General features: G+C 40.7%; 25 protein-coding genes and 1 tRNA gene. 14 read left to right on the top strand and 12 right to left on the bottom strand.

Features of this window, described 5'->3' with window-relative positions; all coding sequences use genetic code 11:
• Positions 1-168 precede the first annotated feature (168 nt).
• From BM291_RS11210 to BM291_RS11235, 6 genes are all read right to left on the bottom strand, one after another.
• The gene (locus BM291_RS11210) at positions 169-1,851 is read right to left on the bottom strand and encodes a sulfatase family protein (RefSeq protein ID WP_092897385.1); all 1,683 of its coding nucleotides are present in this window, start codon (positions 1,849-1,851) and stop codon (positions 169-171) included.
• A 308-nt stretch (positions 1,852-2,159) separates the two neighbouring features.
• A complete protein-coding gene (gene arsB / locus BM291_RS11215; protein WP_217647311.1) occupies positions 2,160-3,206 on the bottom strand; it encodes an ACR3 family arsenite efflux transporter in 1,047 nt (348 codons plus the stop codon).
• Entirely contained in the window at positions 3,203-3,835 is a 633-nt protein-coding gene (locus tag BM291_RS11220) for a low molecular weight phosphatase family protein (RefSeq protein WP_245786842.1), read from the bottom strand. Before BM291_RS11220 ends, arsB begins: the two co-directional genes overlap by 4 nt.
• Positions 3,836-3,856: 21 nt before the next feature.
• Positions 3,857-4,327, bottom strand: a complete 471-nt coding sequence (locus tag BM291_RS11225) for a DUF6428 family protein (RefSeq protein ID WP_092897389.1) — start codon at positions 4,325-4,327, stop codon at positions 3,857-3,859.
• 148 nt (positions 4,328-4,475) lie between these two features.
• On the bottom strand, positions 4,476-4,808 hold the full coding sequence (locus BM291_RS11230) for an ArsR/SmtB family transcription factor (protein WP_092897391.1): 333 nt from the start codon (positions 4,806-4,808) through the stop codon (positions 4,476-4,478).
• Between the two features lie 311 nt (positions 4,809-5,119).
• Entirely contained in the window at positions 5,120-7,345 is a 2,226-nt protein-coding gene (locus BM291_RS11235; protein WP_092897393.1) for a right-handed parallel beta-helix repeat-containing protein, read from the bottom strand.
• Positions 7,346-8,213: 868 nt separating this feature from the next.
• Here BM291_RS11235 and BM291_RS11240 point away from each other — a divergent pair.
• The 7 genes from BM291_RS11240 (at position 8,214) to BM291_RS11270 (ending at position 13,514) form a co-directional block, all read left to right on the top strand.
• Positions 8,214-9,041, top strand: a complete 828-nt coding sequence (locus BM291_RS11240; protein WP_092897536.1) for a DUF6503 family protein — start codon at positions 8,214-8,216, stop codon at positions 9,039-9,041.
• A gap of 64 nt (positions 9,042-9,105) precedes the next feature.
• The gene (locus BM291_RS11245; RefSeq protein ID WP_092897395.1) at positions 9,106-9,969 is read left to right on the top strand and encodes an AraC family transcriptional regulator; all 864 of its coding nucleotides are present in this window, start codon (positions 9,106-9,108) and stop codon (positions 9,967-9,969) included.
• An 87-nt stretch (positions 9,970-10,056) separates the two neighbouring features.
• Positions 10,057-10,257, top strand: coding sequence for a hypothetical protein (locus tag BM291_RS11250; protein WP_092897397.1), 201 nt, complete (start codon positions 10,057-10,059; stop codon positions 10,255-10,257).
• Positions 10,258-10,872 (top strand): cytochrome b family protein, encoded by a 615-nt coding sequence (locus tag BM291_RS11255; RefSeq protein WP_092897399.1) that lies wholly within the window; start codon positions 10,258-10,260, stop codon positions 10,870-10,872.
• A gap of 12 nt (positions 10,873-10,884) precedes the next feature.
• Positions 10,885-11,745, top strand: a complete 861-nt coding sequence (locus BM291_RS11260) for an SDR family oxidoreductase (RefSeq protein WP_175499687.1) — start codon at positions 10,885-10,887, stop codon at positions 11,743-11,745.
• Between the two features lie 11 nt (positions 11,746-11,756).
• A complete protein-coding gene (locus tag BM291_RS11265; RefSeq protein ID WP_092897403.1) occupies positions 11,757-12,485 on the top strand; it encodes an SIP domain-containing protein in 729 nt (242 codons plus the stop codon).
• Between the two features lie 15 nt (positions 12,486-12,500).
• A complete protein-coding gene (locus tag BM291_RS11270; protein ID WP_175499688.1) occupies positions 12,501-13,514 on the top strand; it encodes a hypothetical protein in 1,014 nt (337 codons plus the stop codon).
• Between the two features lie 99 nt (positions 13,515-13,613).
• Here BM291_RS11270 and BM291_RS22405 read toward each other — a convergent pair whose 3' ends face one another.
• Positions 13,614-13,742, bottom strand: coding sequence for a hypothetical protein (locus BM291_RS22405; RefSeq protein WP_262481217.1), 129 nt, complete (start codon positions 13,740-13,742; stop codon positions 13,614-13,616).
• Positions 13,743-13,785: 43 nt separating this feature from the next.
• Between BM291_RS22405 and BM291_RS11275 the strand changes: the two genes are divergently transcribed.
• The 4 genes from BM291_RS11275 (at position 13,786) to BM291_RS11290 (ending at position 16,184) form a co-directional block, all read left to right on the top strand.
• Positions 13,786-14,130 (top strand): protein-tyrosine-phosphatase, encoded by a 345-nt coding sequence (locus BM291_RS11275; protein ID WP_092897405.1) that lies wholly within the window; start codon positions 13,786-13,788, stop codon positions 14,128-14,130.
• Positions 14,131-14,308: 178 nt separating this feature from the next.
• A complete protein-coding gene (locus BM291_RS11280; protein WP_086502559.1) occupies positions 14,309-14,545 on the top strand; it encodes a ribbon-helix-helix domain-containing protein in 237 nt (78 codons plus the stop codon).
• Positions 14,542-14,817, top strand: coding sequence for a type II toxin-antitoxin system RelE/ParE family toxin (locus BM291_RS11285; protein WP_092897407.1), 276 nt, complete (start codon positions 14,542-14,544; stop codon positions 14,815-14,817). Before BM291_RS11280 ends, BM291_RS11285 begins: the two co-directional genes overlap by 4 nt.
• Before the next feature lie 239 nt (positions 14,818-15,056).
• Positions 15,057-16,184, top strand: a complete 1,128-nt coding sequence (locus BM291_RS11290) for an ATP-binding protein (protein ID WP_092897409.1) — start codon at positions 15,057-15,059, stop codon at positions 16,182-16,184.
• A 274-nt stretch (positions 16,185-16,458) separates the two neighbouring features.
• On the opposite strand, the gene BM291_RS11295 is transcribed toward BM291_RS11290, so the two are convergent.
• The 4 genes from BM291_RS11295 to BM291_RS11310 are packed head-to-tail and all read right to left on the bottom strand — an operon-like array spanning position 16,459 to position 22,750.
• Positions 16,459-19,632, bottom strand: coding sequence for an efflux RND transporter permease subunit (locus BM291_RS11295; protein ID WP_092897411.1), 3,174 nt, complete (start codon positions 19,630-19,632; stop codon positions 16,459-16,461).
• Between the two features lie 30 nt (positions 19,633-19,662).
• The gene (locus tag BM291_RS11300) at positions 19,663-20,778 is read right to left on the bottom strand and encodes an efflux RND transporter periplasmic adaptor subunit (RefSeq protein WP_092897413.1); all 1,116 of its coding nucleotides are present in this window, start codon (positions 20,776-20,778) and stop codon (positions 19,663-19,665) included.
• A 28-nt stretch (positions 20,779-20,806) separates the two neighbouring features.
• Complete coding sequence (locus BM291_RS11305; protein WP_092897415.1) at positions 20,807-22,126, bottom strand: TolC family protein; 1,320 nt, start codon at positions 22,124-22,126, stop codon at positions 20,807-20,809.
• A gap of 45 nt (positions 22,127-22,171) precedes the next feature.
• On the bottom strand, positions 22,172-22,750 hold the full coding sequence (locus BM291_RS11310; protein WP_092897417.1) for a TetR/AcrR family transcriptional regulator: 579 nt from the start codon (positions 22,748-22,750) through the stop codon (positions 22,172-22,174).
• Between the two features lie 223 nt (positions 22,751-22,973).
• Between BM291_RS11310 and BM291_RS11315 the strand changes: the two genes are divergently transcribed.
• The 3 genes from BM291_RS11315 to BM291_RS11325 all read left to right on the top strand — a co-directional run bounded on the left by BM291_RS11315 (position 22,974) and on the right by BM291_RS11325 (position 25,251).
• Positions 22,974-23,055, top strand: a tRNA-Leu gene (locus BM291_RS11315).
• A gap of 107 nt (positions 23,056-23,162) precedes the next feature.
• Positions 23,163-24,008, top strand: a complete 846-nt coding sequence (locus BM291_RS11320; protein ID WP_092897420.1) for an alpha/beta hydrolase — start codon at positions 23,163-23,165, stop codon at positions 24,006-24,008.
• A gap of 88 nt (positions 24,009-24,096) precedes the next feature.
• Positions 24,097-25,251 carry a 1-acyl-sn-glycerol-3-phosphate acyltransferase gene (locus BM291_RS11325; RefSeq protein WP_092897422.1) on the top strand — a complete coding sequence of 385 codons (1,155 nt, stop codon included), beginning with the start codon at positions 24,097-24,099 and terminating at the stop codon, positions 25,249-25,251.
• Here the strand turns inward: BM291_RS11325 and BM291_RS11330 are convergent.
• Positions 25,226-26,446 (bottom strand): GAF domain-containing sensor histidine kinase, encoded by a 1,221-nt coding sequence (locus BM291_RS11330; RefSeq protein WP_092897424.1) that lies wholly within the window; start codon positions 26,444-26,446, stop codon positions 25,226-25,228. The two genes, BM291_RS11325 and BM291_RS11330, sit on opposite strands and share 26 nt — an antisense overlap.
• Positions 26,447-26,521: the final 75 nt, after the last annotated feature.

Raw genomic sequence — 26,521 nt, forward strand, 5'->3', positions numbered from 1 at the left:
TTTATTGCCTCTAAGAAATTGGATTACTCTAGGATATTCCTCAATATGTCGTACTGTTAATTATAATTTCACCTAAAATTTTTAGAATATAGCCGGGCAAACTTCTTCCAGCCTGATAAGCAAGGATGGATATGACAACTGGCATCATTGCGGATACTCATGTTAATTTTATTTATCATTCCAGTGCTCGTCTATTACTTTCTGAATATGCGGGTAGTTTTTATCCGTCTCATTCAAATTTTCCCGCAGTTCGATCAATTGCTGCTTCAGATCTGCAACAACACCTTTGTAAGCAGGATCTGAATAGACGTTGTTCATTTCATTGGGATCTTTACTCAGATCGTATAGCTCCCAAGCAGCTGGGGTATGTCGGGGAAAATCGTTGCCCCAACTTTCCTTATTCCATTTGGCATTGGGGTCATCAGTATCTACCCAATACCTGCCATAGAAAAAGATGAGTTTATACTGCTTGGTGCGTATCCCAAAATGTGCCGGATTGCCGTGTTTATGTGCCATATGCATCCAGTATCGGTAATAGGTGGATTTTTGCCAATCTTCCGGCTCCTGACCTGTTTCCAAAATGGCTTTGAAACTATGACCCTGCATATACTCGGGAGCTGACCCTCCAGCCATTTCTATCAATGTGGGTGCAAAATCAGTGTTGTTGATGATAGCATCTGTACGAGTCCCAGCTTTTATCTTTTCGGGATAGCGCACAAAGAAAGGCATACGCATCGCTTCTTCGTACATCCAGCGCTTATCGATATAATCATGCTCTCCCAGCATAAACCCCTGATCACCAGTGTACACGATGATGGTATTTTCCATTAGGCCTTCTTCCTCCAAATAATCCAGCAAGCGTTTTACGTTATCATCCACTCCTTTCACACAGCGTAGATAGCGCTTTAAATATTCTTGGTACACCATACTGGTGTGCTTCTTCTCATCCGAACTCATCCCCCATTTCACGTACTCACCGGGGCGAATGTCTGCGGGATTTCGGTACTGCTTATACACCGTGCTATCCATATAAAGATTCATAGCTTGGTTGCGAACCAGATTGCGACTCGACACAGAAGAACCTATAATACGGGTCAGAGAATCATTTTTGCCACGAGTGCCCATTGACCCGTTATTAGCATTATCATACATGCTTTCAGGTTCTGGAATAAAAGTATCTGCCAAATACTCATCGTAGCGAGGGGCATTTTCAAAGTCATCATGAGGCGCCTTGAAATGATGCATCAGGAAAAATGGTTTATTGGGATCTCGCTCATTCTTCAGCCAGTCGAGTGTAATATCGGTAATGACATCAGAGGAATGTCCTGTTGTTTGCACCACGTTTTCTGGCCAGGGTTTTTCTCCCCGAACCAAAAAATCAGGATCGAAATAATTACCCTGACCTGGCAATACTTTATAGTAATCAAACTCGGAAGGCTCTGCATGAAGATGCCATTTGCCCACTATGGCTGTTTGATAGCCTAGTTTTTTCAATTCCTTTGGCAAATATTGTTTATCCGCAGTAAGCTCCCCTTCGAGATCTATGACTCCATTCGCTTGGGAATTCTGTCCAGTCAATATCGCCGCACGACTAGGCACACATATGGAGTTATTGACAAAACAATTGTCAAAAATTATCCCTTCACCAGCTAGTTTATCAAGATTTGGCGTGGGATTTAACGAAGCCAATCGGCTACCATAAATCCCAAAAGCCTGCGTCGTATGATCATCTGCCATGATATAGATGATGTTCGGCTTTTGTTGAGGCTCCTGTGTTTCTTTTTCCTCATAGGAAATTAAAAATGGAAATATAGCCGCAGCAACTACAAGCTTTGATATTTTATAATACATAGGATGTTGGGCAAAGTTGAAAAATTGATAGTTGGAATATGAGATTTTTCAGCATCGTAGCTAATCAGTATATAACCTACTAAAGATCTCTGAATATACCTTATAAACTATCCCATTTATCCGTTTTAGAAGTAGAGATAGTTAGTATGAAAACACATATCCTTACTTGAAAAATAAAATCTCCTTATCCGCAATTATGCCATCAAGTCAATTTCTTTGATGGATAAAATGAACAAGATTTAATTACTCTTGAAACTCTCCTACTGATCAGAATCTCATCGCTTAATTAAAGCAACCTAAAATCTGCTTTAGGCCTTAGTAAAATACTTTTGTCGCAGCCAAAAAGAAACACGAACGAGAATAATCAATGCTGGCACTTCCACTAACGGCCCAATCACTCCCGTAAATGCCTGGCCGGAATTCAATCCAAACACTGCTATGGCTACAGCAATAGCTAATTCAAAGTTGTTTCCGGCAGCTGTGAATGCGACAGCAGCAGACTTGTCGTATGCTGCACCCATGGCCTTTGTGAGGAAGAAACCAATGACAAACATCAGGGCAAAATAAATCAACAAGGGAATGGCTATTCTCACCACATCCATAGGAATCTGCACGATCATTTCGCCTTTCAGGGAGAACATCACCAAAATAGTGAAGAGCAATGCGACTAGAGTCATTGGCGAAATGGCTGGAATGAATTTGTTCTGATACCAATCCTCACCCTTTGTTTTTACCAAAAAATACCTGCTCAGAATACCCATTAGAAATGGTATTCCCAGATAGATCGCCACACTTTCAGCAATAGTCCAAATTGATATGTCGACAATGGCACCGTCAAAACCGAAATATGGAGGAAGCACCGTGATAAAAATCCAGGCATAAAAACTATAAGCAAACACTTGGAAAATACTGTTCAGAGCAACCAAACCTGCCCCATATTCGCTGCTTCCCTCTGCCAGATCATTCCACACCAAAACCATCGCAATACATCTAGCCAAGCCAATCAAAATCAATCCCACCATGTATTCAGGATAATCATGAAGGAAAATCAAGGCCAAGGCAAACATTAATACCGGACCAATAATCCAGTTCAAAATCAGTGAAACTGACAAGATTTTTACATTCTTAAAAACCTTCGGAAGTTGCTTGTAATCCACTTTGGCAAGAGGCGGATACATCATCAGAATTAAACCTATGGCAATCGGGATATTGGTTGTGCCTACGCTAAAAGCATTTATAAAATTAGAGCTGGAGGGAAGGAAATAGCCTATCCCAACCCCTATGGCCATCGCAAGGAAAATCCAACCTGTGAGGTACTGGTCTAGGAAACTTAGTTTTTTGCTTGCCTTTGTTATTTGGTACTTCTTATTTGAGAAAACACATAGAACATTTCAGCAGCGATTTGCAGGGAGCGTTCATCATACTTGCTTGCTTCCTCAGCCGTATCATCAAAGGCTTTTGGATCCTCATACCTCACGGGAATACGACTCTCAGCGCCAGGAATGAAAGGACAATTCTCATCTGCATGAGCACAAGTCATTACCGCCGCAAATCGATTAGCTCGATTGATAGGATCATCAAAAAGTTTGGAAAATGCTACAATCGGCTCAGCGTCATCTGAGTGAAACACGAAATATTTCGGATTTACTTCTCCTTTTTTGGTCACTCTAAAGCCAGCTCGCTTGATAGACCCCACTGCTCGTTCATTGAAAGCGGTTACCTCTACCCCACCCGAATAACAGGCCGCAGGAATCCCAAAATAATCGGAGGCAGTCTGAGCCCAGATCTGGGAAAACTGGCTTCTTCTGGAATTATGGGTACAGATGAAATTAAGTACCAGGTCCTCTCCTGCATCGACTTTTGACTGCACGTAGTCAATCAAAACCTGAAGAACTTCCCTTCTTACAACTGGAATAGAAAGGGCTTTTGCCTGCTCTACGGTGAGGTTGAGTTCAGGCAAAAGCATGATTTTAGATGTCTGCATATTTTTCAGAATGAGTTCCTTTTAACAGCAGCCAGATCCTGGAGCACAAGATTCCTCAGAAGCTTGCAAAGTAGATAGTCTGATCTTTGGCTTTTGCTCTGGGATACCGCATTTTTCCTTTGCCAAACAATCAGTTTGTTTAGAAGTCAGGAGGAAATTTACCCCGTCGAAATCCAATCCAAATTTCCCGATAGTCTCGGCTTGATACTCAACTTCCACTTCGAAGTCTCCTAATTCAAGCACTTTCTCCGAAAGCTCAATAATGCTAAGAAGCTTCTCTGGATGAAGTCTGTGGTTGTAATCATCCGCATTCCAAAGTTGGAAATTGGCGACATTCTCGTTTCTCACAGTTCCTCCACAATCAATAAAATGCTTGGTGATTTTTCCCACCTCAGTGACATGAAAGTGAGTCGGAACCAATTCTCCAGTCGGTAGTTGAAAAGCTATAGTTTCCAGTTTACCCAGTGCTGATTTTACTTCAGATAGTTTCATAATATTTGAAAGTTAATGTGGTTCATAAATTTAATTTTGTCCTTATCAGCTTTTCTACCAGTCACAAGTCAAAAGCATCAAATTTGTTAAACCTATCAATTGATGATACTTCTGTCTTCCGTCTCCGGTCTTCCAGCCTAGTTGTTTTTTAACAGCAATTTCCAGCTGCGGATATATCCAGGTCAAAGAACTCATTCAAGATCTTCTTCATTTTGTTCCAATTTTCCTGATCAATGCAATAGCAAACGCTCGTTCCCTCGATATTCCCCTTGATCAATCCGAGTTGCTTCAGTTCTTTCAAATGCTGGGAAATGGTAGGCTGTGCCAAACCTATCTCAATGACCAAGTCGCCGCATACACAAGTGTCCATCTTGAACAAATGCTGCAGAATGGCCACTCTGGCGGGATGCGCAAATGCTTTCGCAAAAACAGCGATCTGATTTTGTTGCTCCGAGAATATTTCAGTTTTGGTTAACCCCATGTTGATAATTGTTTCATTGCAATATTACGATATAACGATTGAAGAAACAAAGGATTGCTGATGATTCTTGTCAAGAGTTAATTAAAAAGGGGTCAACTATCCTTATCCAAGCTTAAGGATCCGAAAATCTCTTCGACAAAATCACCCTTTCTATCTAGGAAATCCCCCTATACTTCTATTTCAATTCTTATAGAGCACCTTTGCTTTAATTTTATCCTTAATCGGCTGTAGAATAGAAATCTAACTTTTCACTGAACTCCGCTTTCCAATTGCATAATTTCATAGGAGTGGGGATTAGAAGTTGATTTATATCAGTTGTTTTTAGCAGGTGGGAGTGGTACAATTCTACCGTCTTTTCCCACGCTGGTATTTCTAAAAGAATTTTCCTGCAGGCCCATTCGATTAAAAGGAACGTCTTCAAAATTTGGAATTGCATTGAAAACTTCTGCGTTTTCGCTGAAATTAAAATTGCCATTATCGTAATCCAAAAACCCTGGATTTTGTGTTGCTTCCCAATTGTCCTGCCACGTAGTAGTTTCAAATTCTCTGTCAACTAGTTTCTTGTTATTAAAGAAGATGTTTCGTTTTATCTCGTTGGATGGCAGTTCAGGATGATCATTCCAATAGTTTTTCAGTTCTGGATAGAACGCAGAATAGGGCGGTTGAGAAATATTGACTAAGGATAACCTTTCTTCAAATATCCCTCCTGAATCGAGTACAGCTTTAGCCCAGCCATTATTTCTGTCGTCAATATGGAAAACTAGGTTGTTGTTGACAAAGACGTTATTAAATACTTTATTGTATTTACCCCCACCTATTAGAAAAACTCCTGCCTTTCCTGCCTGATTAAAAACATTGCCATAAGCAATGCTTCCTGAAGCGCCATCATCATAATAGATAGTCCACGTAGAATGAGTGGTAGGACTGATGCCTATTTGGTGGAAGTAGTTGTACCGTACGATGTTGTTAAATGCAGAGGGATCTCGACCTAGATAAAAGGCGCTTTGATCATCTCCATCCATCATCACGTGATGGATTTCGTTGTATTCAATGACATGGTTATTGCCAAGCAAATAAATTGCATTCCCTGGGGCATCATGTATCAGAGAGTGGCGGATGACATTGCCGACACCATCTATGTTTACCGCAGATTTATAAGTTCTATCGAGTCTATTGTATTGATAGATGTGGCAATTACTAACCGTATTGTTGGCAGGAGTTAGAGTCTTTCGGTCACCACCACCGAGAATAATGCCACCGGCACCCATATTATAAATATCACAGCTTTCGATCAGATGATTTTTACCACCTTGTCTATTGAAAAGTGGGTTTTTATAGAGGTGAGTATAAAGGCTCCCAATAAGATCAGAAGCTGGAGTTCCAGTGATGCTATGCTGCCCAAGTGTGTCTTTTTCGATCCCTTTTCCAATAGTTATAGCCACCGTGCCTAGATTTCTAAAGACACTATTCTTTATAGTGATACTCTCTCCTTCTTCAATGTAAACACCCATGCCTCGGCTATTTTCAAAAATGATCCCTTCAAAAGTGATGAAGCTGGCATTTTTGAAAGAAAGCATAGGGTCCTCAAAGGTTGAGATTTGAATGCTTTTTATCGCTTCAGGTCTCGTGCTTGGATAGAAGTATATTTTTTTGCGGTCGGAGTCAATGTAGTACTCTCCCGGAACATCAATTTCTTCCAAGAGATTGATTGCAAACCAGGTGTTGAATTGCCGTTCATTTCCTACCCCATAAAGATGTGGTACTTTTAAATCGAATAATTCTGAAGTTTGGTCTATAGTCCTTACCGGTATGGCATCGTCAGCATAACCCCATTTGAAAAAACCTGACAAATAAACGTTGTTAGCTTTTGTCCATCGCTTTGGCCGATCTGTATTCCACTTGAATACTGCCCCACTATTGGAAAAGTCCCCATCTCTGGGTACAGAACCTGGGTTAATAACATCTCCGATTTTAATAGAAGGCTCTCCTAGATTAGGCCATCTGGCAATCTGTTGAGCCACCTCATTGATGAAAAGTTCATTTGGTGCAGAGATATAAGGTCTGTTAAAACCTCTAGGTCCATATGGTGCGTAGGAAATCGAATATGCTGAAAGATCAATTTCTAACAGATGGTCTTGTGCAGATGCAGGAATGCGTTCAAGAATAGTCGGATCTTTTACTTTTTTTATGTTTTCAGGGTCGATAGTGATGCCTCCAGAAAGGATGACTTTTTCTCTATTATATGAACTGAATATAATTGGGTTTGCCACTTCTCCTGAATGAGCAGCTCCAAATTGTATGGAGGAGTGAATGGGGTAATCTCCACCTCGTAAAAATACTTGTTTGATAGAATTAGGCTTTTTTTTAATCCTAATTAAGGCTTCTTCTATTGTTTTGATAGGATTATCCTGGTCTCCAGAGGATTGATCGTTACCATCTGTAGCAATGAAAAGTGTGTAAGCTGATTGAGCAAAAGTTACCGTTTGCAGAGAGAGAAAGCTGACAATAAAAATGATGCAAGAAAGGTGTTTTGTCATGAGTTAATGTTACTTGAATAGCGACGAAATGAGGACTTCTTAGCCTTTATAAATGAAATTATATTTTCGATCACGCCCCTGTTTGTTTGTACAATCATTCGTATAAAGCCATCAAATCGATTTCTTTTAATAAGGTCAATTGATACTAAAAAGGGCAGTGATTTTCTGAGACAAGAATTTAAGTTTTTCTTAGGTGCTAAAATTATTGGTTTTTGTACTTATTCAAAGGCTTTCTCTCGGTGTTTTGCCATTATTGTGAAAGGTAGCTCTGTGCTTATATCTTGACACGAGCTTAGTTTGATTATTTCGCGCACTAAGTGTTTGACTTTAAATGTGGATTCATTTGGAATCGAGCTAGGCATCTACCGATTATAAGTCAGTCATTGTTCTCTTTGATTTTTGATTGAGTACTACTTAAAATTCATGTAAAAACTATATTTCTTTTTTTTTGTAAAAGATTGTACAAGTGAAAATTTAAAAAAAACAGGAAGGAGAATTCCTCTGAAACCGTGACTTTATAATTTTCTTTACTTTCAGTCACTTGCATGTCCATTAGAAAATTATCAAAAGAATCATTACGGTTGGGATGCGTCTAAGAATTACAGCTATGAATTCATCAACCCAGAAGATTCCAGAGAAACAGCCAAGTATCAGAGAAGATAAACATTGAAGTTCGAATATGCAGGAAGAAGCATAGAAGTCTATCTTTACATTCTCAGGTCTCGCAGCAGCAATACCTATTTAATAGACTAAATGCGTAGATCCTTATCAAAAAGGAACGAATCAGCGTTTCGGAGCATTACAAACCCAAATTCCTTGATTATATAATTTGAAACTCACTGGATTTTAATTGAACCAAACTATGCGAATGAATTCTATTACGAAACTCAATGTATTAACTCTTGTTTTTTTAAGCTTTCTGCTAGCATCCTGCCAGGATAAAAATCAGAAGAATACTGAAAATCAGAATCAACCAGAATTTCAGAATAAGGGGCATGAGTTAGTTTACGAGATGGTGCAGAAAGTGGGAGATTTCAGCAGTCTGGCGGATAAAAAAAGCGTCGAATACACTTATACCTACGTGACAGCTGATGGTGGCACCGATATTTCTCAAGAGAAGTATCTCTTTGATGGCGAGTACTCTTATGGACGATATACAACACATGAGCGAACACTGCCTCAATTCGAGGGGGACATAGAGCAGGGATATAACGGTACGGAATATTGGCTAAAGCATAATGGCGAAGTGATAACTGATGAAGAGGCGCTAACTAGAGTGAAGTTTAACCGACCAACGAATTACTACTGGTTTACTATGATGCAAAAGCTGTTGGATCCAGGAATAAATTACGAATACATTGGAGAGCGGCCAATAAACGACAAAGAATACCACATTGTAAAAATCAGCTTTGATTCCCCTGATGACAAGCCGACAGATACCTACCAGTTGTATATTAATAAGGAAACCTCAATTGTTGACCAATTCCTATTTACTGTAGTTGACTTTGGAGTAGAAGAAACTCCCTATTTGATGCTTCTTGACTATGAGAAAATAGATGGTCTTTTGATCCCTACCAAGCGAAAGTACAAAGCCTCTACCTGGAACGCTGACCTATCTGATGAAGGATGGATCACGGTTAACTGGACAGACATCAAGTTTGACACGGGAATCACGAAGGATGATTTTGAGAAATGACAGGCAATGATGAGTTGCTATATTGTTGATTTATAAATAGCTTCTTGCATTAAAAGATTCACCCTTGAACAGCATCCCCAACATATCTTTTAAAAGTACCGAAGGAAGCACGGACATTGAATTCCTAAGCTTAGCAGAGTTGTTCTCACGCATAGAGGAAAATCCCAGTCACAACCCTCACCTACCCCATAGAATTTCCTTTTTTGCTTTGCTGATTGTGACGGAAGGCAAGGGAGTACATCAGGTAGATTTGAAAAACTATGCTGTCCAAAAGGGCTCTGTACTCAAAATCGCTAAAGGTCAGGTGCATGCTTTCCAGAATAATTTTCAATACGATGGCTATCTGGTGGTATTTACAGAAGATTTTGTTTTAAGGTATTTCTCAACCTCTTCGATCAATTTCATTTCCCATTTGTACAATTATCATATTTCGGAGCCACTGGTAGAACACAGCCCATTCAATGACTTTTTCCTTGAGAAGGCATCAGAAGAACTCCAAAGCAAAAATAGCTATGCTCAAAAAGAAATAATTGCCAAAATACTGGAGATCTATTTATTGAAACTAGAGCGTCACGCACAGCAAGATCTTCCAGAAAAAGGGAACAAAAAACACCAAGCACTTTTCACCCAATTCAAAGACCTGGTAGAGAGAAACTACACTCAAACTCGAAATGTGCTTGACTATGCAAAAATGCTCAGTATCTCATCTAAGCATCTCAACCTGATCCTGCGGGAAATCACTGTAAATACCGCCAAGCACTTTATTGATCAGTATGTGATACTCGAAATCAAACGAAACATATTTAACAGCGGGATTAGTCTGAAGGAAGTTGCCTTCCAAACTGGCTTCGATGAAGTGACTAATTTCACCAAGTTTTTCAAAAGACAGACCGGGCTTTCACCCAAGGAATATAAGGCCTCTCTTTGAGAACATGGTTTCATATTTACCATTCTTAACAAGTGATTCACCTTTACTTTAGGAATCATTAAAGTGAACTTTGCTCAAAAATAAATCATGAGCACAGTAGCTATATGCCCCACCTGCGGGAGCCATTCCAGAATTAAAGAAGTTGAAGGAAAAGTCAGGTACCAGGCAGTTCAAGACGAGGAAACTTTCAAAAAAATCTCTCAGTTGAAAAAGGCCATGGAAAAATTTAAAGCCAAAGCTGAGCAACTGGAGGAAGAGCTGGAAGAAATAAAAAACCGAGCAGTCTAAATGAGTTTCATCAAAAGAAATTACGGCTGGATGATCGTCGCTCTTCTGGCTCTTTTACCCATGATTGTTTTGGCTATCTTGATCACAGTTGACCTGAATCATGGGCTCTCAATCACATTGGCTGATGGCGAAGAGGAAGGTAGGACAAGTTTGGAAATGTTATATCACGTTTCTGGCGAGTTCGCAATCAGATGGATGACTGCAGTACTCACCTGCACTCCCGTGTTTATCCTCTTTGGTGTGCACAGTCTATTTGTAAGACAAGCCTTGGGTATCGCCTCCGCTATGTGGAGCATACTTCACTTTGTTATTTTCATTTGGGCAGAAGGATTTGTAGAGACCTTTTCACAATTCAACTACATCGCTGGATTCGTAGCGGTACTACTTCTGATTCCACTACTTTTTACTTCCAATAGAAAATCAATGAAGAAGTTGAAGGATAAGTGGAAAAAACTACAGAGTTTGGCCTATGTTGCCATCTTATTGAGTCTTCTGCACGTTGCTATTTTAGACAAAACCTGGGCTATTTACGCCCTGATAGTTGGCATTGGCTTTATCATTCGAATACCATCCGTGAAAGAGAAAATCATTGCGCTGAGAACAAAAAAATCATAACTCATTACTATTATGAAAATTGCAGTAACATCGGCAAGCGGTCAGTTAGGCGCTGCTATCGTAAAAGCTCTAATCCAGGAAATTGGGGAAGACAAGGTAATAGCCATCGCACGGACTCCTGAGAAAGCAAAACACCTGGGCGTGGAAGTTAGAAAAGGCGATTACAATAGCCCTGAGGATCTTGAAATCGCCCTAAATGGTGTGGACAAAGTCTTGCTTGTATCGGGAATGGACGAACCTCAAAAGAGAATCCAACAACACAGAAATGTGATCGAAGCAGCGAAACAAAATGGCGTTGCTAAAATAGTATATACCAGCATCGTAGGAGACGAAATCAATACGGCATTTAGTCCCATAGTGCAGAGCAATCGACAAACAGAAGAAGATGTGCGTGCATCGGGATTGCAATGGGTCATTGGCAGAAACGGCATATACATAGAACCAGATTTGGAGTACATCGACAGCTATGTGAAAGAGGGAGAAATAAGGAATTGTGCAGGAGAAGGAAAGTGCAGCTATACCAGCAGAGAAGAGTTAGGTTTCGCCTATGCACAGATGCTTTTGGACGATACGCACAACGGAAATACCTACAACCTGGTAGGAGAAGCCATCGCACAAAAAGAATTGGCAGCCTACATCAACCAGGTTTATAAGACGAATTTGAAATACACCGCCGTTTCTACGGAAGAATACAAAAAAGAACGTCAAGCAGCTTTAGGGGATTTTATGGGGACGATCATTGCCGGCATTTATGAAGGTATTAACAATGGAGTGAACGATGTGCCTTCTGATTTTCAAAAAGCAGCAGGAAGACTGCATAAATCGCCCTTAGCGATGATAGAAGCGTATCATCAAAATCACCCTACCTCCTAAGCTAATCTTTAATGAGTTTCATAGAAAACATCCTTAAAGCAGTAGTCTTGGATGAGGCGATCATCACAGAGAAAGCGGCACTTTCTACAACAGCTTTTAGAATTCGCCTGAAAAGTGACAGCATCCGCAAAGCCAATTTTATTCCCGGCTCCTTCTTACGAATGGGAATTGGTATAGGCAATGAGCAGGTGTCTATGAAAGACAAGATCAGAAGCTACAGTGTGTGGGACATCAACAAAGCTGAAGGCTTTCTAGATGTAGCCATAGCCACGCACAGTTCCGGGATCGGCACGCAATGGGTGAAAGATTGTCAAGTAGGCGATGCCATTTACTTCAAGTGGAAAAAAGGCAATTTCCTCGCAGATGAAACTGCGGATAGCTATTTGCTGCTGGGAGACCTGTCAGCACTCTCGCATCTGTATATGATCAACCGAACTATCGGAAAAGACAAACAGGTAGCCAGTATCGTTTACAGCCCTGTGAAATCTGAGCAATTCCCAGATATTGACGGAAGCACTCCTCTTGATTTCTATGAACTGCCGGAAAACCCAAGCCAGGAGATCATTGCCAAGCTAAGAGAAATCGCTCCTACGCTAAAAGGAAAAAAGATGGCCTATATTGCTGGGGACAGTAGAGTATGTGTTGCTGTAAATCATTTTTTCAGAAAAGAGCTGAAATGGGAAACCAAGCAAATCAAAACAAAACCTTTCTGGAACCCGGAAAAGAAGGGATTGGAGTAGTTCTTTACTTTTGGGTTGGCAGCAAATTTATTCTACTACCCTATAGATGCTCTTGACGAAATTCTTAATTTAGGATCGGCAAAGACCTGTGAACAATCGAGATATAGACGCAATAGGGTTGTATATACAGGTGTTGGCGGTAATGCAATGACCAAAACAATTAAACATATATTAATTTGTCTTCTCACATTTTGGACAACAGAAATTTTGGCGAGTCCACAGATGCCAGACTATGTGGTTTTTGGAAAAGACACAATAGCCACTTACAACCTGATTCTTGAACAATATTTGCAACGACAAGACTCAGCAGAAACAGAACAACTTTTTGGACTCATGTTTCGAGAAGGGGCATCTTTTAATTGCTGGCGGGGTTATCAGGCAATATACCAGATTGAGAATAACAGTTTGTTCTTGATTGACATAATCAATTGTGGCGAACTAAGAAATGGAAAAATAGACAAAAGCCAATCCAATGAAAAAATGAAATCCATTTTTGGTGAAAAGTTGAAAAATGGAAAAGTGTTTATTGATTGGTTTAACGGATACATCAATTTCCCATTGAACGATGAAGTCATAAGGTGGGACGGAATTTTCTACACAATATTTGAAAGAGAAAAAGTTTTAACTATTAAAAATGGACTTGTTGAAAGAGAAGAAGATTTTGACAATTATATCGATGACCCGAAAAGAATCGATAGACGTGATAAGAGTCAAATATCCGACTTGCTATTTAAGAAGCTGAAAAAGGCAAAATGGAAAAATCCTAATGAATTCGACTGTTCTGAAACATATTTTGTGACAATTGACGAAAATGGAATTGTTTCAAAGGTCAGAATGGCCCTATCTGACGAACAGATTGATGAATATTACGACCCAGACGAATTCAACTTTTGCATTGACAAAATGACGACAGCTTTAAAAGATTTGAAATTCGACATTATCTTGGATAAGGGAAAGCCCATATCCGAGGACATCTATATTGAAATTTGGATTGAGGACAACGGGAAAATTGAGAATTGGACAAATTAAAAAAGCACATACCGCCAATCGAGTAGACGGCCTCGCCAGTTGTAACTGACGAGGTGCGCCTCTCACACCACCGTACGTACGGGTCTCGTATACGGCGGTTCATTGAATCTGAGGTTTTGATTTAGAGTAATAGTCCAAACTCTGTTTCGTGTCCTTCGCGTCACCCTCATCGGACTCTGCGGTTAAATAAAAAATGCCTCCATCAAGCTCATCGCTTTTTGGGGGCATTTTGAATTTTAGTTAGTTTACAATTATTTACAATATTCATTAGATGAACGATAGACCAAACATTCTGGTAGTTTGTGGAAGGAACAAACGAAGAAGCAGAACCGCTGAATATATCTTTAAGAACGATCAACGGTTCAATATTCGATCTGTTGGACTAAGCCCTAAAAGTGAACGTCAAATCAAAGAACGTGATATCGAATGGTCGGATTTGATATTTGTGATGGAAGATGGACAAGGCAACCGGATTTCCGGAGCATTTCGACACTTAGAAATTCCTGAAATTGAAGTTCTCCAAATTGAGGACGAGTACGAATATCTGGATGAAGAATTAATAGAAATGCTGACTGACCGGATTAACTCTACGCTGGGTGTGATTTATAATATCTAGGAACAAAGCGGCTAATCAAAAAAACGGCTTTTAATCATAAGTCCACTGCTTACCCCTCCAGCTCTTCAGAGATTTGTAATCTCGAAGCTTATCCGTTGGAATACTAATCCTAACTCAGTAAAACCTCTCTAGTAAACATTTGCATAATTGGTGTATATTTACACCAAACTAATCAATTATGGGAAGACAGAGCATTTCATTAACCGATCCAAATGACAATTGGCTACAAGAAAGGGTTGCTGCTAAGGAATATGCTAGTAAAAGTGAGTTGGTAAATGACCTGATTCGACAAGAACGAAAACGGCAGGAAAGTATAGCCTTGCTTCGACTAGAATTGATAAAAGGTGAAGAAAGTGGCTACTCCAAGAAAACTAAGGATGAGATTTTAGCCTTAGCAAAAAACGGCCTAAAATGACTTACCTGCTCAGTCAAGAAGCAGAAGACGATATTGTTCGAATATACAGATTCGGCTTTATGAACTTTGGGGAAGTGCAGGCTGATAAATATTTCGAGGCACTTTTCAACTGTTTTGAAAGAATTGGTGAAAACCCTTACCAATTCCCGCAAGCATCAAATATTCGACAATCTTATCATTATTGTGTTTGTGGATCCGATACAATCTATTTCAAACTAACTACTGATGAATTACCAGAAATAATTCGAATAATAGGAAGACAAGAATTCTAGAATAACCATAACATAATAGAAATCAGAAAAGTGAATACATCCAACTATTTAAACGCACCAGCCCCTGCCTTTTAGCAAGAGCAATTTTTGGATTAGAGACTAGCGAAAGTATAATTAGCTCTTCTGGATTTGCAATCTCCAATCTAAGAAACTATCGAAAACATGAAATATTTCGATCGTAACCGAAAATTAACATGTAAATTTTCGGTTACGATCGAGAATTTACATATTTTTAACTCGTGATATCTCGTCAAATAGAATCTGAGCTGCGAAAAAGGATTCATCAAGGAAAGCTTTTGGTAATCATCGGGCCTAGACAGGTAGGGAAAACTACGCTCATGAAGCAGGTCTTGGATTTTCCTAATGAGAAAGTTTTATGGCTGAATTGCGATAACCCAGATGATCGCCAGAGCCTTTTTGAAGTTACAACTTCAGCCCTAAAGTCCCTTATCGGAGGTTATAAATTGGTAGTAATTGACGAAGCTCAACGTGTACCAAATATTGGTCTTACGTTGAAAATATTGGCAGACGAATTTCCCGAAGTTCAAGTCATAGCTTCAGGTTCATCAGCATTAGACTTAGCCAACTCAATTAAAGAGCCGTTGACAGGTCGCAAACGAGAGTTTCAACTTTACCCAATTTCTACACAAGAACTTTGCTTGCATACTTCTCCTAGGGAAGAGAAACGACTTTTGGAGCGGCGGATGATCTTTGGCTTTTATCCAGAAGTAATCAATCATCCAAGCGAAGCACAAGAAGCACTTCAGGAAATTACCAGCAGCTATCTCTACAAAGATATTTTGAGTTTGGCGGATGTTCGTATGCCTACAGTTTTACAGAAGTTATTACTGGCTTTGGCACTTCAGGTCGGTTCAGAGGTTACATTCAATGACCTGGGAAATACAATTGGGATAGATAAGGAAACAGCAGAAAAATATCTAGACTTGCTAGAAAAGGCATTTGTGATTTTTCGTCTGAACTCGTTTAGCAGGAATATGCGTCGAGAGCTCAAAAAAAGCAGAAAGATCTACTTTTGGGACAACGGCGTGCGAAATGCCATTATCAATAATTTCAACTCCTTGGATTTACGAAATGACAAAGGAGCGCTTTGGGAGAATTTCATAATCAGTGAGCGAATGAAATACCTGAGCTACAATCGCATTCATTCTAACGTTTATTTTTGGAGGACAACGACAGGGAAAGAACTGGACTGGCTGGAAGAGCGTGAAGGCAAGTTATTTGCTTTTGAGGCGAAATGGAATCCAGAGCGAAGGGCCAAATTGCCTCTGGGCTTTGAAGAGGCATATCCCGAAACTGAGTTTCGAGTTGTTAATAGAGAAAATTATTTGGATGTGATCACAAAATAGAGAAATGATACACTTTTTTTCTATATGGAACCTTTGAAAAATCCCTATTAATCTAACCATTCAAGAGTGAGTAGCCTTTAATCACACCCTTTTACTTTTTATTCTAAATTTTCTCTATCCAGCTTCTGGAGAAGCAGGATAACTCAGGTTGGTGAGCCCGCCGAACCATTGCGACCTCTGCGAAACCTCCGTGGTCTCTGCGGTTAATCAAAAAAATGCCCCCATCAAGCACATCGCTTTCTGGGGGCATTTGAATTATAATTAGATAAACTACTTAATGATTCTCGTGCTGTGTGGGATCATAGTTGGCTTCCAACTCTGCCAAGCCTTTTTTACCATAAGCGATTCTTGTAATCACCACGTATAAGACTGGCACAAAGAAGATCGCTAAGAAGGTTGCTGCAAGCATCCCTCCGATCACTGTCCAACCGATGGTTTGACGTGCTACTGCTCCTGCACCGTTGGAGATTGCCAGTGGCAATACGCCTAGTATAAATGCCAGGGAAGTCATAATAATCGGTCTTAGTCGAAGTTGCACCGCATCGATAGTCGCATCGACTAGTGGCACTCCTCTATCCACTCGCTCTTTGGCAAATTCCACAATCAAAATCGCATTTTTCGCAGCTAGACCGATCAGCGTAATCAGACCGATCTGAGCGTAGATGTTATTATCCAATTTTGGTAGGAAGTGCAAGGCTACTATCGCCCCAAAAGCTCCCAATGGCAAGGCAAGCAATACCGAGAACGGAACTGACCAGCTTTCGTAAAGCGATGCCAGAAGCAAGGAAACCAGCACTATCGCCAGTGCAAATATCAGGATGGTGGCATTTCCGGAAGACAATTCCTCCCTACTCAAACCAGAGAAATCATATCCATAACCTCCTGGAAGCACTTCTGCCGCCACTTCTTCCAAAGCTGCCAGCGCTTGTCCAGAACTATAACCCGGAGCTGCATTTCCGTTCACTTCTGCTGATCTGAACAAGTTGTAGTGAGAAATAACCGGAGCATTTTCTACCACTTCATAACTTACCACAGCGCTAAGCGGAACGGATTGACCACTGCTTCCCATCACATAATACTGTCTCAAATCTTCTATCTCAGTACGATAAGATGTATCTGCCTGAGCAACTACCCGGAAATTACGGCCGTATCTAGTGAAATCATTGACATAGGAACTACCCATAAAACCAGACATGGTTGAGAATATTTCAGTCAATGGGACACCAAGTTTCTTGGCTTTCTCACGATCAACAGTCACATGATATCCTGGTGTTTTGGCAGTAAAGAAGCTATAAGCCATGGCGATTTCGGGACGCTGATTTGCGGCAGCGAGAAACTGCCCAAGTACTCCCTCAAATTCCTTGATATCTGTATTGCCTCCACGATTCTCAAGCATAAAACTGAAACCTCCCGTAGAACCCAAACCTGGAATCGCCGGTGGTGGCACCACCACAATCCGGGCATCAGTGATACTGGCAAACTTCTGATTCAACTGCGCCATGATACCATAAAGCTGCTGAGAAGGTTCTTTTCTCTGATCCCATGGAGTCATCTGAATAAAGAACGTGGCCGAGTTAGACTTGAAAGAGAAGTTAATCACATTCAGTCCACCGATTCCCGTCACATTATTAATCCCATCAGTATCCAACAAGATTTCGTTTATCTCCTCCATCACTGCTCTAGTTCTGGTGCTGGATGATCCTTCCGGTAGCTCCATAGAGATATAAAGTCTTCCCTCATCTTCTGTAGGCAAGAATCCAGTTGGCTTGGTCTGGAATAGACCAAAAGTAGCGGCGAAAATACAGATCAAAAGTATCATCACAAGTGGAGCTCTCTTTATACTGTTTTGTACGCCCCGTGAGTACGAGTTGGTGGTTTTCGCAAACCAAATATTGAATTTGTAGAAGAACTTGTTTAAGCCTTTTCCATTCTCATTTACCTCAGATGGTTTCAGCAAAAGCACACACAAGGCCGGAGTCAAACTCAAGGCTACGAAAGCAGAAATCAATACCGAGATCGCAATGGTAATCGCAAACTGCTGATACATTCTACCTACGATTCCAGGAATAAATCCTACAGGAATAAATACCGCGGCCAAAATCAATGCGATTGCAATTACTGGTGCAGTGATATCCTTCATCGCAAGTCGTGTAGCTTCTTTCGCAGAAATCTTCTTGCTATCGATGTAATGCTGCACAGCCTCCACTACCACAATCGCATCATCCACCACAATACCTATCGCTAACACAAAACCGAAAAGCGTCAGCGTATTGATAGTAAACCCTAGAAGCGGGAAGAAAATGAACGTACCGATAATAGAAACCGGAATGGCCAAAACCGGAACCAACGTAGCTCTCCAACTCTGTAAGAACAGGAATACAACTATGATCACCAGAAGCAAAGCCTCCGCAAAGGTTTTTAGCACCTCATTGATAGACACTTCCACCACGGACACCGATTCAAAAGAAACGATGTACTCCATATCTGGAGGGAAAGAAGCCTTCAAGTCATCCATGGCAGCATATACTCCTTCGGCAGTCGCCAAGGCATTACTTCCTGGTGCTTGATATACCAAGAGAATGGCATTATCCTCTCCATTCAGCATGGAATATCTGCCGTAGTCAAACTGTCCCAGTTCGATTCGGGCTACATCTTTCAGGTAAACCAAGGAACCATCTTCAGGATTGGTTCTAAGAATGATGTCCTCAAAGTCTTCCGCTCTTTCCAAACGTCCATTTACGGTGATCGGGTATTCGAACGTCTGCGTATCAAACTGCGGCATACCACCTACAGTTCCGGCTGCTACCTGAAGGTTTTGCTCCTGAATAGCAGCAGTCACATCACGGGCTGAAATCTTGTATTGAGCCAATTTATCCGGCTTCAACCATACGCGCATACTGAAATCCTGACCAATCGCTGTAATATCCCCCACTCCTTCTACCCTTAGCAAAGCATCTTTGATAAAGATGTTCGTATAGTTGGAAAGGAATTTTGGATCGTGAGTTCTATTTGGTGATGATAAACTGATCACCATCATAATACTTGGATTTCTCTTTCTTACCGTGACACCAAGTCTTCTTACAGCTTCAGGTAATCCTGGCTCAGCAATACTTACCCTGTTTTGTACATCCAAAGTTGCCATGTTGATGTCTGTCCCTACTTCGAAGGTGACGTTCATCTGCATCTGACCCGTATTGGTATTGTTGGAGGAAATGTAAGCCATCCCCGGTGTACCGTTAATCTGAGTTTCTATTGGCGTGGCTACAGTCTGCTCCACCGTAGTGGCATCTGCGCCGGTATAATTGGCCGATACAGAAACTACCGGCGGAGTAATGTCCGGATACTGGGTTACTGGCAAATTGAGGATCGCCAGCACACCCACGAGCACGATCACAATGGATATGACCATTGCGGTGACGGGCCGTTTTATAAATACATCTGATATCATGTTATCTTATTATCTAGGCAATGGAAAAATTTATTGTTGGCCTGGAGCCGCGGTAGTTATTTGGGCTCCTTGACGAAGCTTTTGAATACCACTGACTACAATTTCTTGTCCTGCCTTGAGGCCTTCACGTACGACTATATCAGCCCCTATTTCAGTTCCAAGTCTCACCACTTGCTGCTGAACAGTCTGATCCTCGCCTACTACATAGACAAAGTACTCTCCCATTTGCTCCGTTACGGCCTTGTAAGGAATGATCAGTTGCTCACCAAGATCCTGGTTTAGGACTTGAAGATTTACAGTCATTCCGGCAATAAGCTCTCTGTTTGGATTAGGGAATTGCACTCGAAGAGCGATTGTACCGGATTGTCTGCCAACGGCACGATCAATGGTCGTAAATGTCCCATTGAAAGGATAGATACTGTTATCGCTAAAACGAATTCTGAAAAGAGAATCAGGGTTATCCTCAGCTCTTAGCATCTTATTGAATCTTGGAATCTCACGCTCATTGACCACAAAGTTCAAAGCCATAGGATCATTAGAGGAAAGAGTGTTTAGCAGCGGCTGTCCAGGTGAAACCTGCGCGCCCATTCTTACCTGAGAAATTCCCACAGTGCCATCAAAAGGAGCTGTAAGTACAGAATAACTATAATCTGTGCTTGAGGATGCAAGCTGTGCTTGTGCTGAGCTCAATTGAGCTTTCGCATCCAGTACAGCACTTTCTGCATAATCCAATTGCTGCTTTGCAATCGCATCTTGCTCATCCAGTCTCTTATATCGATCGTAATCCTTGCTCACTTTCGCAAGATTAGCTTTGGCACTTTCTACCAAGGCTTGTGCTTGCTGCTGTGAAGCGGCGTATTTGCTTCGGTCGATTTCATAGAGCTTCTGCCCCTTTTTTACTTCCTGTCCATCCTGAACATAAATATTCGTGATATAACCACCGATCTGAGGCCTGATTTCAACTTCATTCAGTGGCACAAGGGTGGATGGGTATTCGTCAATACCCGTAACGGATTTACTGATTACCGTGTAAGTGGTCACAGCTACTGCTGGAGGAGCTTGCTGTCCCGCCTGCTGCTTTGGCCCACAGGAAAAACCCGCTATTAGCAAGGCCGAAAAAGCTACAAGTTTGTATGATAAATTCATATAAATTAAAATTTAAAGGGGATTCTAATTAGTTGATAGTACCTAATGCTTTTTCTAAGTCAAGCTTGTCTTCCAACACCTGATAAAATGCATTGATATGGTTGATTTGGGCTGTTTGTAGATCTGTCTCTGCTACGACAAGCTCCACGTAAGCTTTGATTCCTTCGTCATACTGGAGCTTGATGATGTTATAGACTTCTTCAGCCATCTCCATATTTTCTCTGATCAATTGCCATTCGTAAACACTGGAATTGTATGCTGCCAATGCAGTGGAATATTCTGTTCTAATCTGCTTGCTTAGATTCTCAATTTCTATGTTCCCTCGATCTACTTGCAGTTCGGCAGCTTTCACCTGGTGGATTCGCTTTCCTCCTTGAAAAATAGGAATGGACAGATTCAGCCCTACTGCTGAAATTGGGTAGGCAGTTTGGTACAGCTCTGAGAAATTCGCATTGAAATAATTCAAATTATATCTGTAATAAGCAGAGAGCTGAGGGAGGTAATTCCATTTTGCATAGCCTGTCTGAATTTCATTCAGTGTTTGCTGAGTTTGCAAAAGTTTATACTCCACACGATTCTCTAGCATCAGTGGATCCGCAGCATCTTCAGCTATTTTACCTTCTGCCCTCTGAGTATCAAATTCTATAGTAAAATCAAAATCCTCAGGATAACCCATCAATTGCTTTAGGTAATCATACTTAGCTTCGAAGGAATTCGCGACTCTATTTCTATCACTCTTCACATTAGTCAAAGCAATGGACGCACGTTGATAATCCGTCTTATCTACCAATCCCGCATCGAATCTGCTATAAGCATCTTTGTATTGCTTCTCCAGACGACCTAAGTTTTGATCGAGGATATTCAGCTGCTCTTCTGATAAGAGGATAGAGTAAAAAGCTTTACTCACATCCACGACGGTTTTAATCTTCGCATTCTCAATGACCTGCTGCAGTTGCTGACGGTAATATTTTGAAGTCTTCGACGCAAACAGCTGATCTCTGTTGAACAAGGTCTGATCCGCCTGAAACAAAACATTAGAGTTATAAGGCTGACCAAAAGTGATCAACTGATCGCCGATGATCTGCTGCTGAAGTTTGATATTATATGCTCCCGCCGCTGAGGCAGTGATCTGAGGATACCAATCTGCCAAATTAGATTTGATGTTACGGTCTCCTATCTCCTCGTCAATCTGAGCCTGCCTGATGATCGGACTTTGCACAAGTGCAAATTCAACCACCTGATCCAAGGTCAAAACACCTTGGGGCACAGCACTTTCTTCCTGACTGTAGGCGGCTTTTGACAAGAACATAATACTCAGTCCCACCAACAGTAAACGTTTTTTGAACATGTGTGTAATAATTAATTGGTTTGAGTTTGAAAAAAGGTCTTTGGGTTATTTAGCTTTGATGCCATCCCATATCAAGTGGGATATCTCATCCAGCACCATGTTATTTTTGGCAAGTTTATTTTTGAAATTCTTCTTGATCCGCACAATAGAATTCACGTTCGTGTTCACAAGGATGGAAAGTACTATTGGGTTTAACTCCTTAATCTCTCCCCTCTTAATCCCTTCATTGAAAAAAGAGTAAGCGTACTCATGCCAGGCGTTGGGTTTATTCTGTGTCTCTTCTGAGTTGAAAGGAGAATTCAAAAACTGATCATAAAATCCATGAATAGAAGGGTTTAGCTCATAAAAATCGGTTAAATTTTTCCAATAATTATAAAATCTATCCTTAAATGACAGAGAGATATCGTCCCGCTCGGTCACATAATTTTTAATTTCCTCTACCACATATTCATAGATGCCTAAGATCAAATCGTCCTTATTCTCAAAATAAGTATAGATCGTACCTGCAGCTACTCCTGCATTCTTGGCAACCATACTTACTGGGCAACCATGAAACCCGTGCTCCTGAATCAAACAGAGCGCGCTTTTGATAATACACTTCTTTTTATCTACTAAATTATCCATGGATTTATCGACTGAATGAACGTTCAATCACAATGCTATCCCAAAAGTTCCAGCTACGCAGGAAATTATTTAGAAATTTTAATAATGGCTGTATAACTACATTAGCCAGAAAATTAAATCACTTGAAAATGAATCAGTTCCACGAATCCCATCCATTTTCTCAAATAAGAAGCAGTTATTTAATCTAAGAATCACTAACATTGCATCCCAATAGAAAATAGCTGCGGATGTGGCGAAATTGGTAGACGCACTAGACTTAGGATCTAGCGCCGTGAGGCATGGGGGTTCGAGTCCCTCTATCCGCACTAAGACCTCCCGAATCATCGGGAGGTCTTTTTTATTTTTAGCCCTTGGCAAACTCCTTGCTATAATCCCTATTTTGTAGCTTGAACACACCCAATCACCCTTTCTCATGAAAAAGTTATTAATCCTTTTAATACTTCTTCCCTCTTTAGTTTTTGCCCAAGCGAAAGTCGACACCATAGAAGTATTCAGCCAAGCCATGAATAAAACGCTGAAGGCTGCAGTGACGACGCCTTCCTCCTACGATGGAAGCAAGCAATTTGCTACGCTATATCTCCTTCATGGCGGAAGCGGGGCTTTTAGTGATTGGCACCAAAAAGTAACGGACCCTGGATTAGTCGAGCGCATGGCTGAGCAATACAACTTAATTATCGTCACTCCAGGTGTGGGTCCGTCTAGCTATTATTTCGATAGTCCAGTGATGGATTCGGTGCAATATGAAACGTATATAACAGCCGAACTTATTCCTCGTGTAGACCAAGCTTACAAAACTTTGGCTAAGAAAGAATCCAGAGCAATTACAGGCTTATCGATGGGCGGTCATGGAGCAATTATGCTCAGCGCCAAGCATCCTGATTTATTTATTGCAGCTACTAGCATGAGTGGTGTGATGAACATCGATACCCGCCTATGGAAAGTTCCAGCAGAATTCAGCAAACTTCGTCAAGGTCAACAACAAGAAATGCTGGGTATGGATTTGGAGTATGACGCACCTTTCAGTACCTATACTGCAGTGGGCTTAGTAGATAAAATGAAAGAGAATGGAATTGCCTTGCTTTTGGATTGCGGTGTAGACGATTTCTTACTGGAAACCAACAGACAAATGCATCAAATGCTTTTGGAGAATGGCACCCCACACGACTACACTGAGCGACCAGGAGCACACACTTGGGAGTACTGGACAAACGCTCTACCTTTTCACTTACTCTTTATAAATAAGCACCTTATTAGATAGTTTTAAAAATTATTACCTTTGATAGATGTAAATAAGCTTAGAATTCTAAGCTAAAATTTGCTTTTTGCAGACCACCCACAAGATAATTATGTCGCAATTTGATTCGATCAGGCCTTTTTATGACGCAGAAGCCAATGCTGCAATCCGCAAGATTGTAGATGATCCTATGCTGGAGGCAATGATGAGTTTCACATTTCCTACAGATACTAGAGAACATTGGAAAGATCTGATGGTTCATACCCACTCGTTGAGAGACTTCCAAGTCAACTTTATATATCCAGGCGTGCAGAAAGTGCTGGAGAAAAGTTCCGAAGGATTAAGTACAGGTGGTTTTGAGCAACTGAAATCAAACACCGCTTACCTTTTTATCTCTAATCACCGAGATATTATCCTTGATACATCCTTGTTGAATTCATGCCTGTATGAAAATGGCTTAGTACTGACAACGTCAGCTATTGGGGATAATTTGATCCAAAAACCCTTCCTCCACACCCTTTCCAAGCTCAATCGAAACTTTGCTATCAAGCGTGGTCTTCAGGGAAGAGCTTTGCTGGAAAGTTCGCAAATGGCATCTGCCTATATCAAAAAGTCACTGCTTTCAGAAAACCGTTCGGTATGGACAGCGCAACGTGAGGGCAGAACCAAAGATGGAAATGACGCTACACATCGTGGAGTGCTGAAAATGCTTACGTTATCGGAAGAAGGAGCCAATGGCTTTGGTTATTTTGAGAAAATCAAAGTAGTACCCATCTCTATTTCCTACGAATATGACCCTACAGACGTATTGAAGATGCCAGAATGGCTAGCTAAGTCGAGGGATGAAAAATATGTGAAAGGTGAAAATGAAGATTTCCTTAATCTTCTACGTGGTATCATCGGAACCAAAAAAAGAATTCATTTACAGGTAAACGGAGTTCTGGATAAGGAAATTGCAGAAATCTCCAAAATGGAACTTAGCCAACCTGACAAACTCAGTAAGCTAGCTGAGTGCATAGACCAAAAAATCTGGACAGGCTATAAACTTTGGCCGAGCAATTACATTGCCCACGATTTGCTCTATGGAGACAATGAATATGAATCGTTTTACACCCAGGATGAGAAAAAATCATTCGAAAAAAGAATGAATGAAAAGGTGAATACCAAAAACGAATTTTTGATCAAGAGCTTTTTGGCGATGTATGCCAATCCTGTGAATAATCAAAAAAATGCCTTAAGTATTAATTCACCGGCATCTCAATTGTAAACTTAGTACCCTCTCCTACGGTGGAGATGATATCCATAGTTCCTTCCTGTTGTTTCACTAGTTGTCGTACCAAATTCAAGCCTAAACCGAACCCTAGTTCACCGCGAGTTCCTTCATGAGTTGACGTCCCAGCTTCTAAGATTTCATGGATTTTAGAACTTGTCATTCCTATCCCATTATCTTCTACCGATAGCTCTAAGATTAAATCAAGTTCTTTACGTTTCAGATTCATTGATAATGAAATCTCACCTCCTGAATTAGTGAATTTGATTGAGTTGGAAAGTAAATTCCCCAAAATCTGCAACACATATAATTTAGAAAAAGACTCAAGTTGATTCTCTGGATTCAGCTGTACGTTGAAAGCGATGTTTTTCACTTTTATCTGAGGAGCCAAAAGTCTCAATATCGTTTCTTTGAGGTTAACCAAGTTTGTATCCCCTTCCTTCAATTCTTGACTTCTATTAGAATTGCCATCAAATCCCTTTGAGAGAATATCTTTTGACAAATCCAGCAAAGACAAACTACTCTGCTTGATCATTTCTGAGTATTCCAGGATTTCCTGAGGACTTGTAAGCTCATCTTCTTCGAGAATTAAATCCGACAATCCAAGTATGCCCCCTATTGGTCCGCGAATATCATGAGCCAATTTCTTTTGATTCAATTCAGACTCTTTAAGTTTATTCTTCAGATCAGCCACTAGGTTATTGAGCCTTAACCTATCTACAATCTGTCGGGCAATCAACCTCAAAACTTCCTTGATATCCTCGGAAAGATGCATCAATTTACTGTCCATCACACACAATGCACCTAGATTATACCCTTCTGGCGAGGTCAATGGAACTCCCATGTAATACCGAAGATTTGGCGTGTCTTTGACGTAAAACATGTCTTTAAAACGAACATCATCACGGAGGTCTTTTACTTCCAGTCCTGTCTTAGAAGAGGTATGAATGGTATATTGACAAACGGAATCTTCTCTGGGCATTTGATTGATATCGATACCATAGGAGGAAACACTCCACTGGGTAAAAGAATCGATGAGATTGACTAGGGAGATTTCGGTGCCACAAATCTTAGCGGCTAGCTCTGTAAGGTAATTCAGACCTTGCTTTGGCTCATAGTAGTCTATCCCTAGGTTACTGAGCGCCAAGAGCCTGTCTAATTCATTCTCTTGAGAAGAGGATATTTGATTCATTTTACTACTTTTAATTCTACTGTTGCTAACAATACCTATTTCTAGCCACTACCCAAATAAAATGAAAATTTCTAT

This window comes from Algoriphagus aquimarinus (genome assembly GCF_900112005.1).
In the GTDB taxonomy this organism is placed as follows: domain Bacteria; phylum Bacteroidota; class Bacteroidia; order Cytophagales; family Cyclobacteriaceae; genus Algoriphagus; species Algoriphagus aquimarinus.

Excerpts from the sequence above, each read along its gene's own strand:
- BM291_RS11225 (WP_092897389.1), bottom strand. The coding sequence starts at position 4,327 with ATGAAACTATCTGAAGTAAAATCAGCACTGGGTAAACTGGAAACTATA.
- BM291_RS11260 (WP_175499687.1), top strand. The coding sequence starts at position 10,885 with ATGAAAATTGCAGTAACATCGGCAAGCGGTCAGTTAGGCGCTGCTATC.
- BM291_RS11220 (WP_245786842.1), bottom strand. The coding sequence starts at position 3,835 with ATGCAGACATCTAAAATCATGCTTTTGCCTGAACTCAACCTCACCGTA.
- BM291_RS11325 (WP_092897422.1), top strand. The coding sequence starts at position 24,097 with ATGTCGCAATTTGATTCGATCAGGCCTTTTTATGACGCAGAAGCCAAT.
- BM291_RS11210 (WP_092897385.1), bottom strand. The coding sequence starts at position 1,851 with ATGTATTATAAAATATCAAAGCTTGTAGTTGCTGCGGCTATATTTCCA.
- BM291_RS11235 (WP_092897393.1), bottom strand. The coding sequence starts at position 7,345 with ATGACAAAACACCTTTCTTGCATCATTTTTATTGTCAGCTTTCTCTCT.
- BM291_RS11230 (WP_092897391.1), bottom strand. The coding sequence starts at position 4,808 with ATGGGGTTAACCAAAACTGAAATATTCTCGGAGCAACAAAATCAGATC.
- BM291_RS11295 (WP_092897411.1), bottom strand. The coding sequence starts at position 19,632 with ATGATATCAGATGTATTTATAAAACGGCCCGTCACCGCAATGGTCATA.
- BM291_RS11255 (WP_092897399.1), top strand. The coding sequence starts at position 10,258 with ATGAGTTTCATCAAAAGAAATTACGGCTGGATGATCGTCGCTCTTCTG.
- BM291_RS11310 (WP_092897417.1), bottom strand. The coding sequence starts at position 22,750 with ATGGATAATTTAGTAGATAAAAAGAAGTGTATTATCAAAAGCGCGCTC.
- BM291_RS11275 (WP_092897405.1), top strand. The coding sequence starts at position 13,786 with ATGAACGATAGACCAAACATTCTGGTAGTTTGTGGAAGGAACAAACGA.
- BM291_RS11330 (WP_092897424.1), bottom strand. The coding sequence starts at position 26,446 with ATGAATCAAATATCCTCTTCTCAAGAGAATGAATTAGACAGGCTCTTG.
- BM291_RS11250 (WP_092897397.1), top strand. The coding sequence starts at position 10,057 with ATGAGCACAGTAGCTATATGCCCCACCTGCGGGAGCCATTCCAGAATT.
- BM291_RS11285 (WP_092897407.1), top strand. The coding sequence starts at position 14,542 with ATGACTTACCTGCTCAGTCAAGAAGCAGAAGACGATATTGTTCGAATA.
- BM291_RS22405 (WP_262481217.1), bottom strand. The coding sequence starts at position 13,742 with ATGCCCCCAAAAAGCGATGAGCTTGATGGAGGCATTTTTTATTTAACC.
- BM291_RS11300 (WP_092897413.1), bottom strand. The coding sequence starts at position 20,778 with ATGAATTTATCATACAAACTTGTAGCTTTTTCGGCCTTGCTAATAGCG.
- BM291_RS11320 (WP_092897420.1), top strand. The coding sequence starts at position 23,163 with ATGAAAAAGTTATTAATCCTTTTAATACTTCTTCCCTCTTTAGTTTTT.
- BM291_RS11240 (WP_092897536.1), top strand. The coding sequence starts at position 8,214 with ATGAATTCTATTACGAAACTCAATGTATTAACTCTTGTTTTTTTAAGC.
- BM291_RS11265 (WP_092897403.1), top strand. The coding sequence starts at position 11,757 with ATGAGTTTCATAGAAAACATCCTTAAAGCAGTAGTCTTGGATGAGGCG.
- BM291_RS11280 (WP_086502559.1), top strand. The coding sequence starts at position 14,309 with ATGGGAAGACAGAGCATTTCATTAACCGATCCAAATGACAATTGGCTA.
- BM291_RS11305 (WP_092897415.1), bottom strand. The coding sequence starts at position 22,126 with ATGTTCAAAAAACGTTTACTGTTGGTGGGACTGAGTATTATGTTCTTG.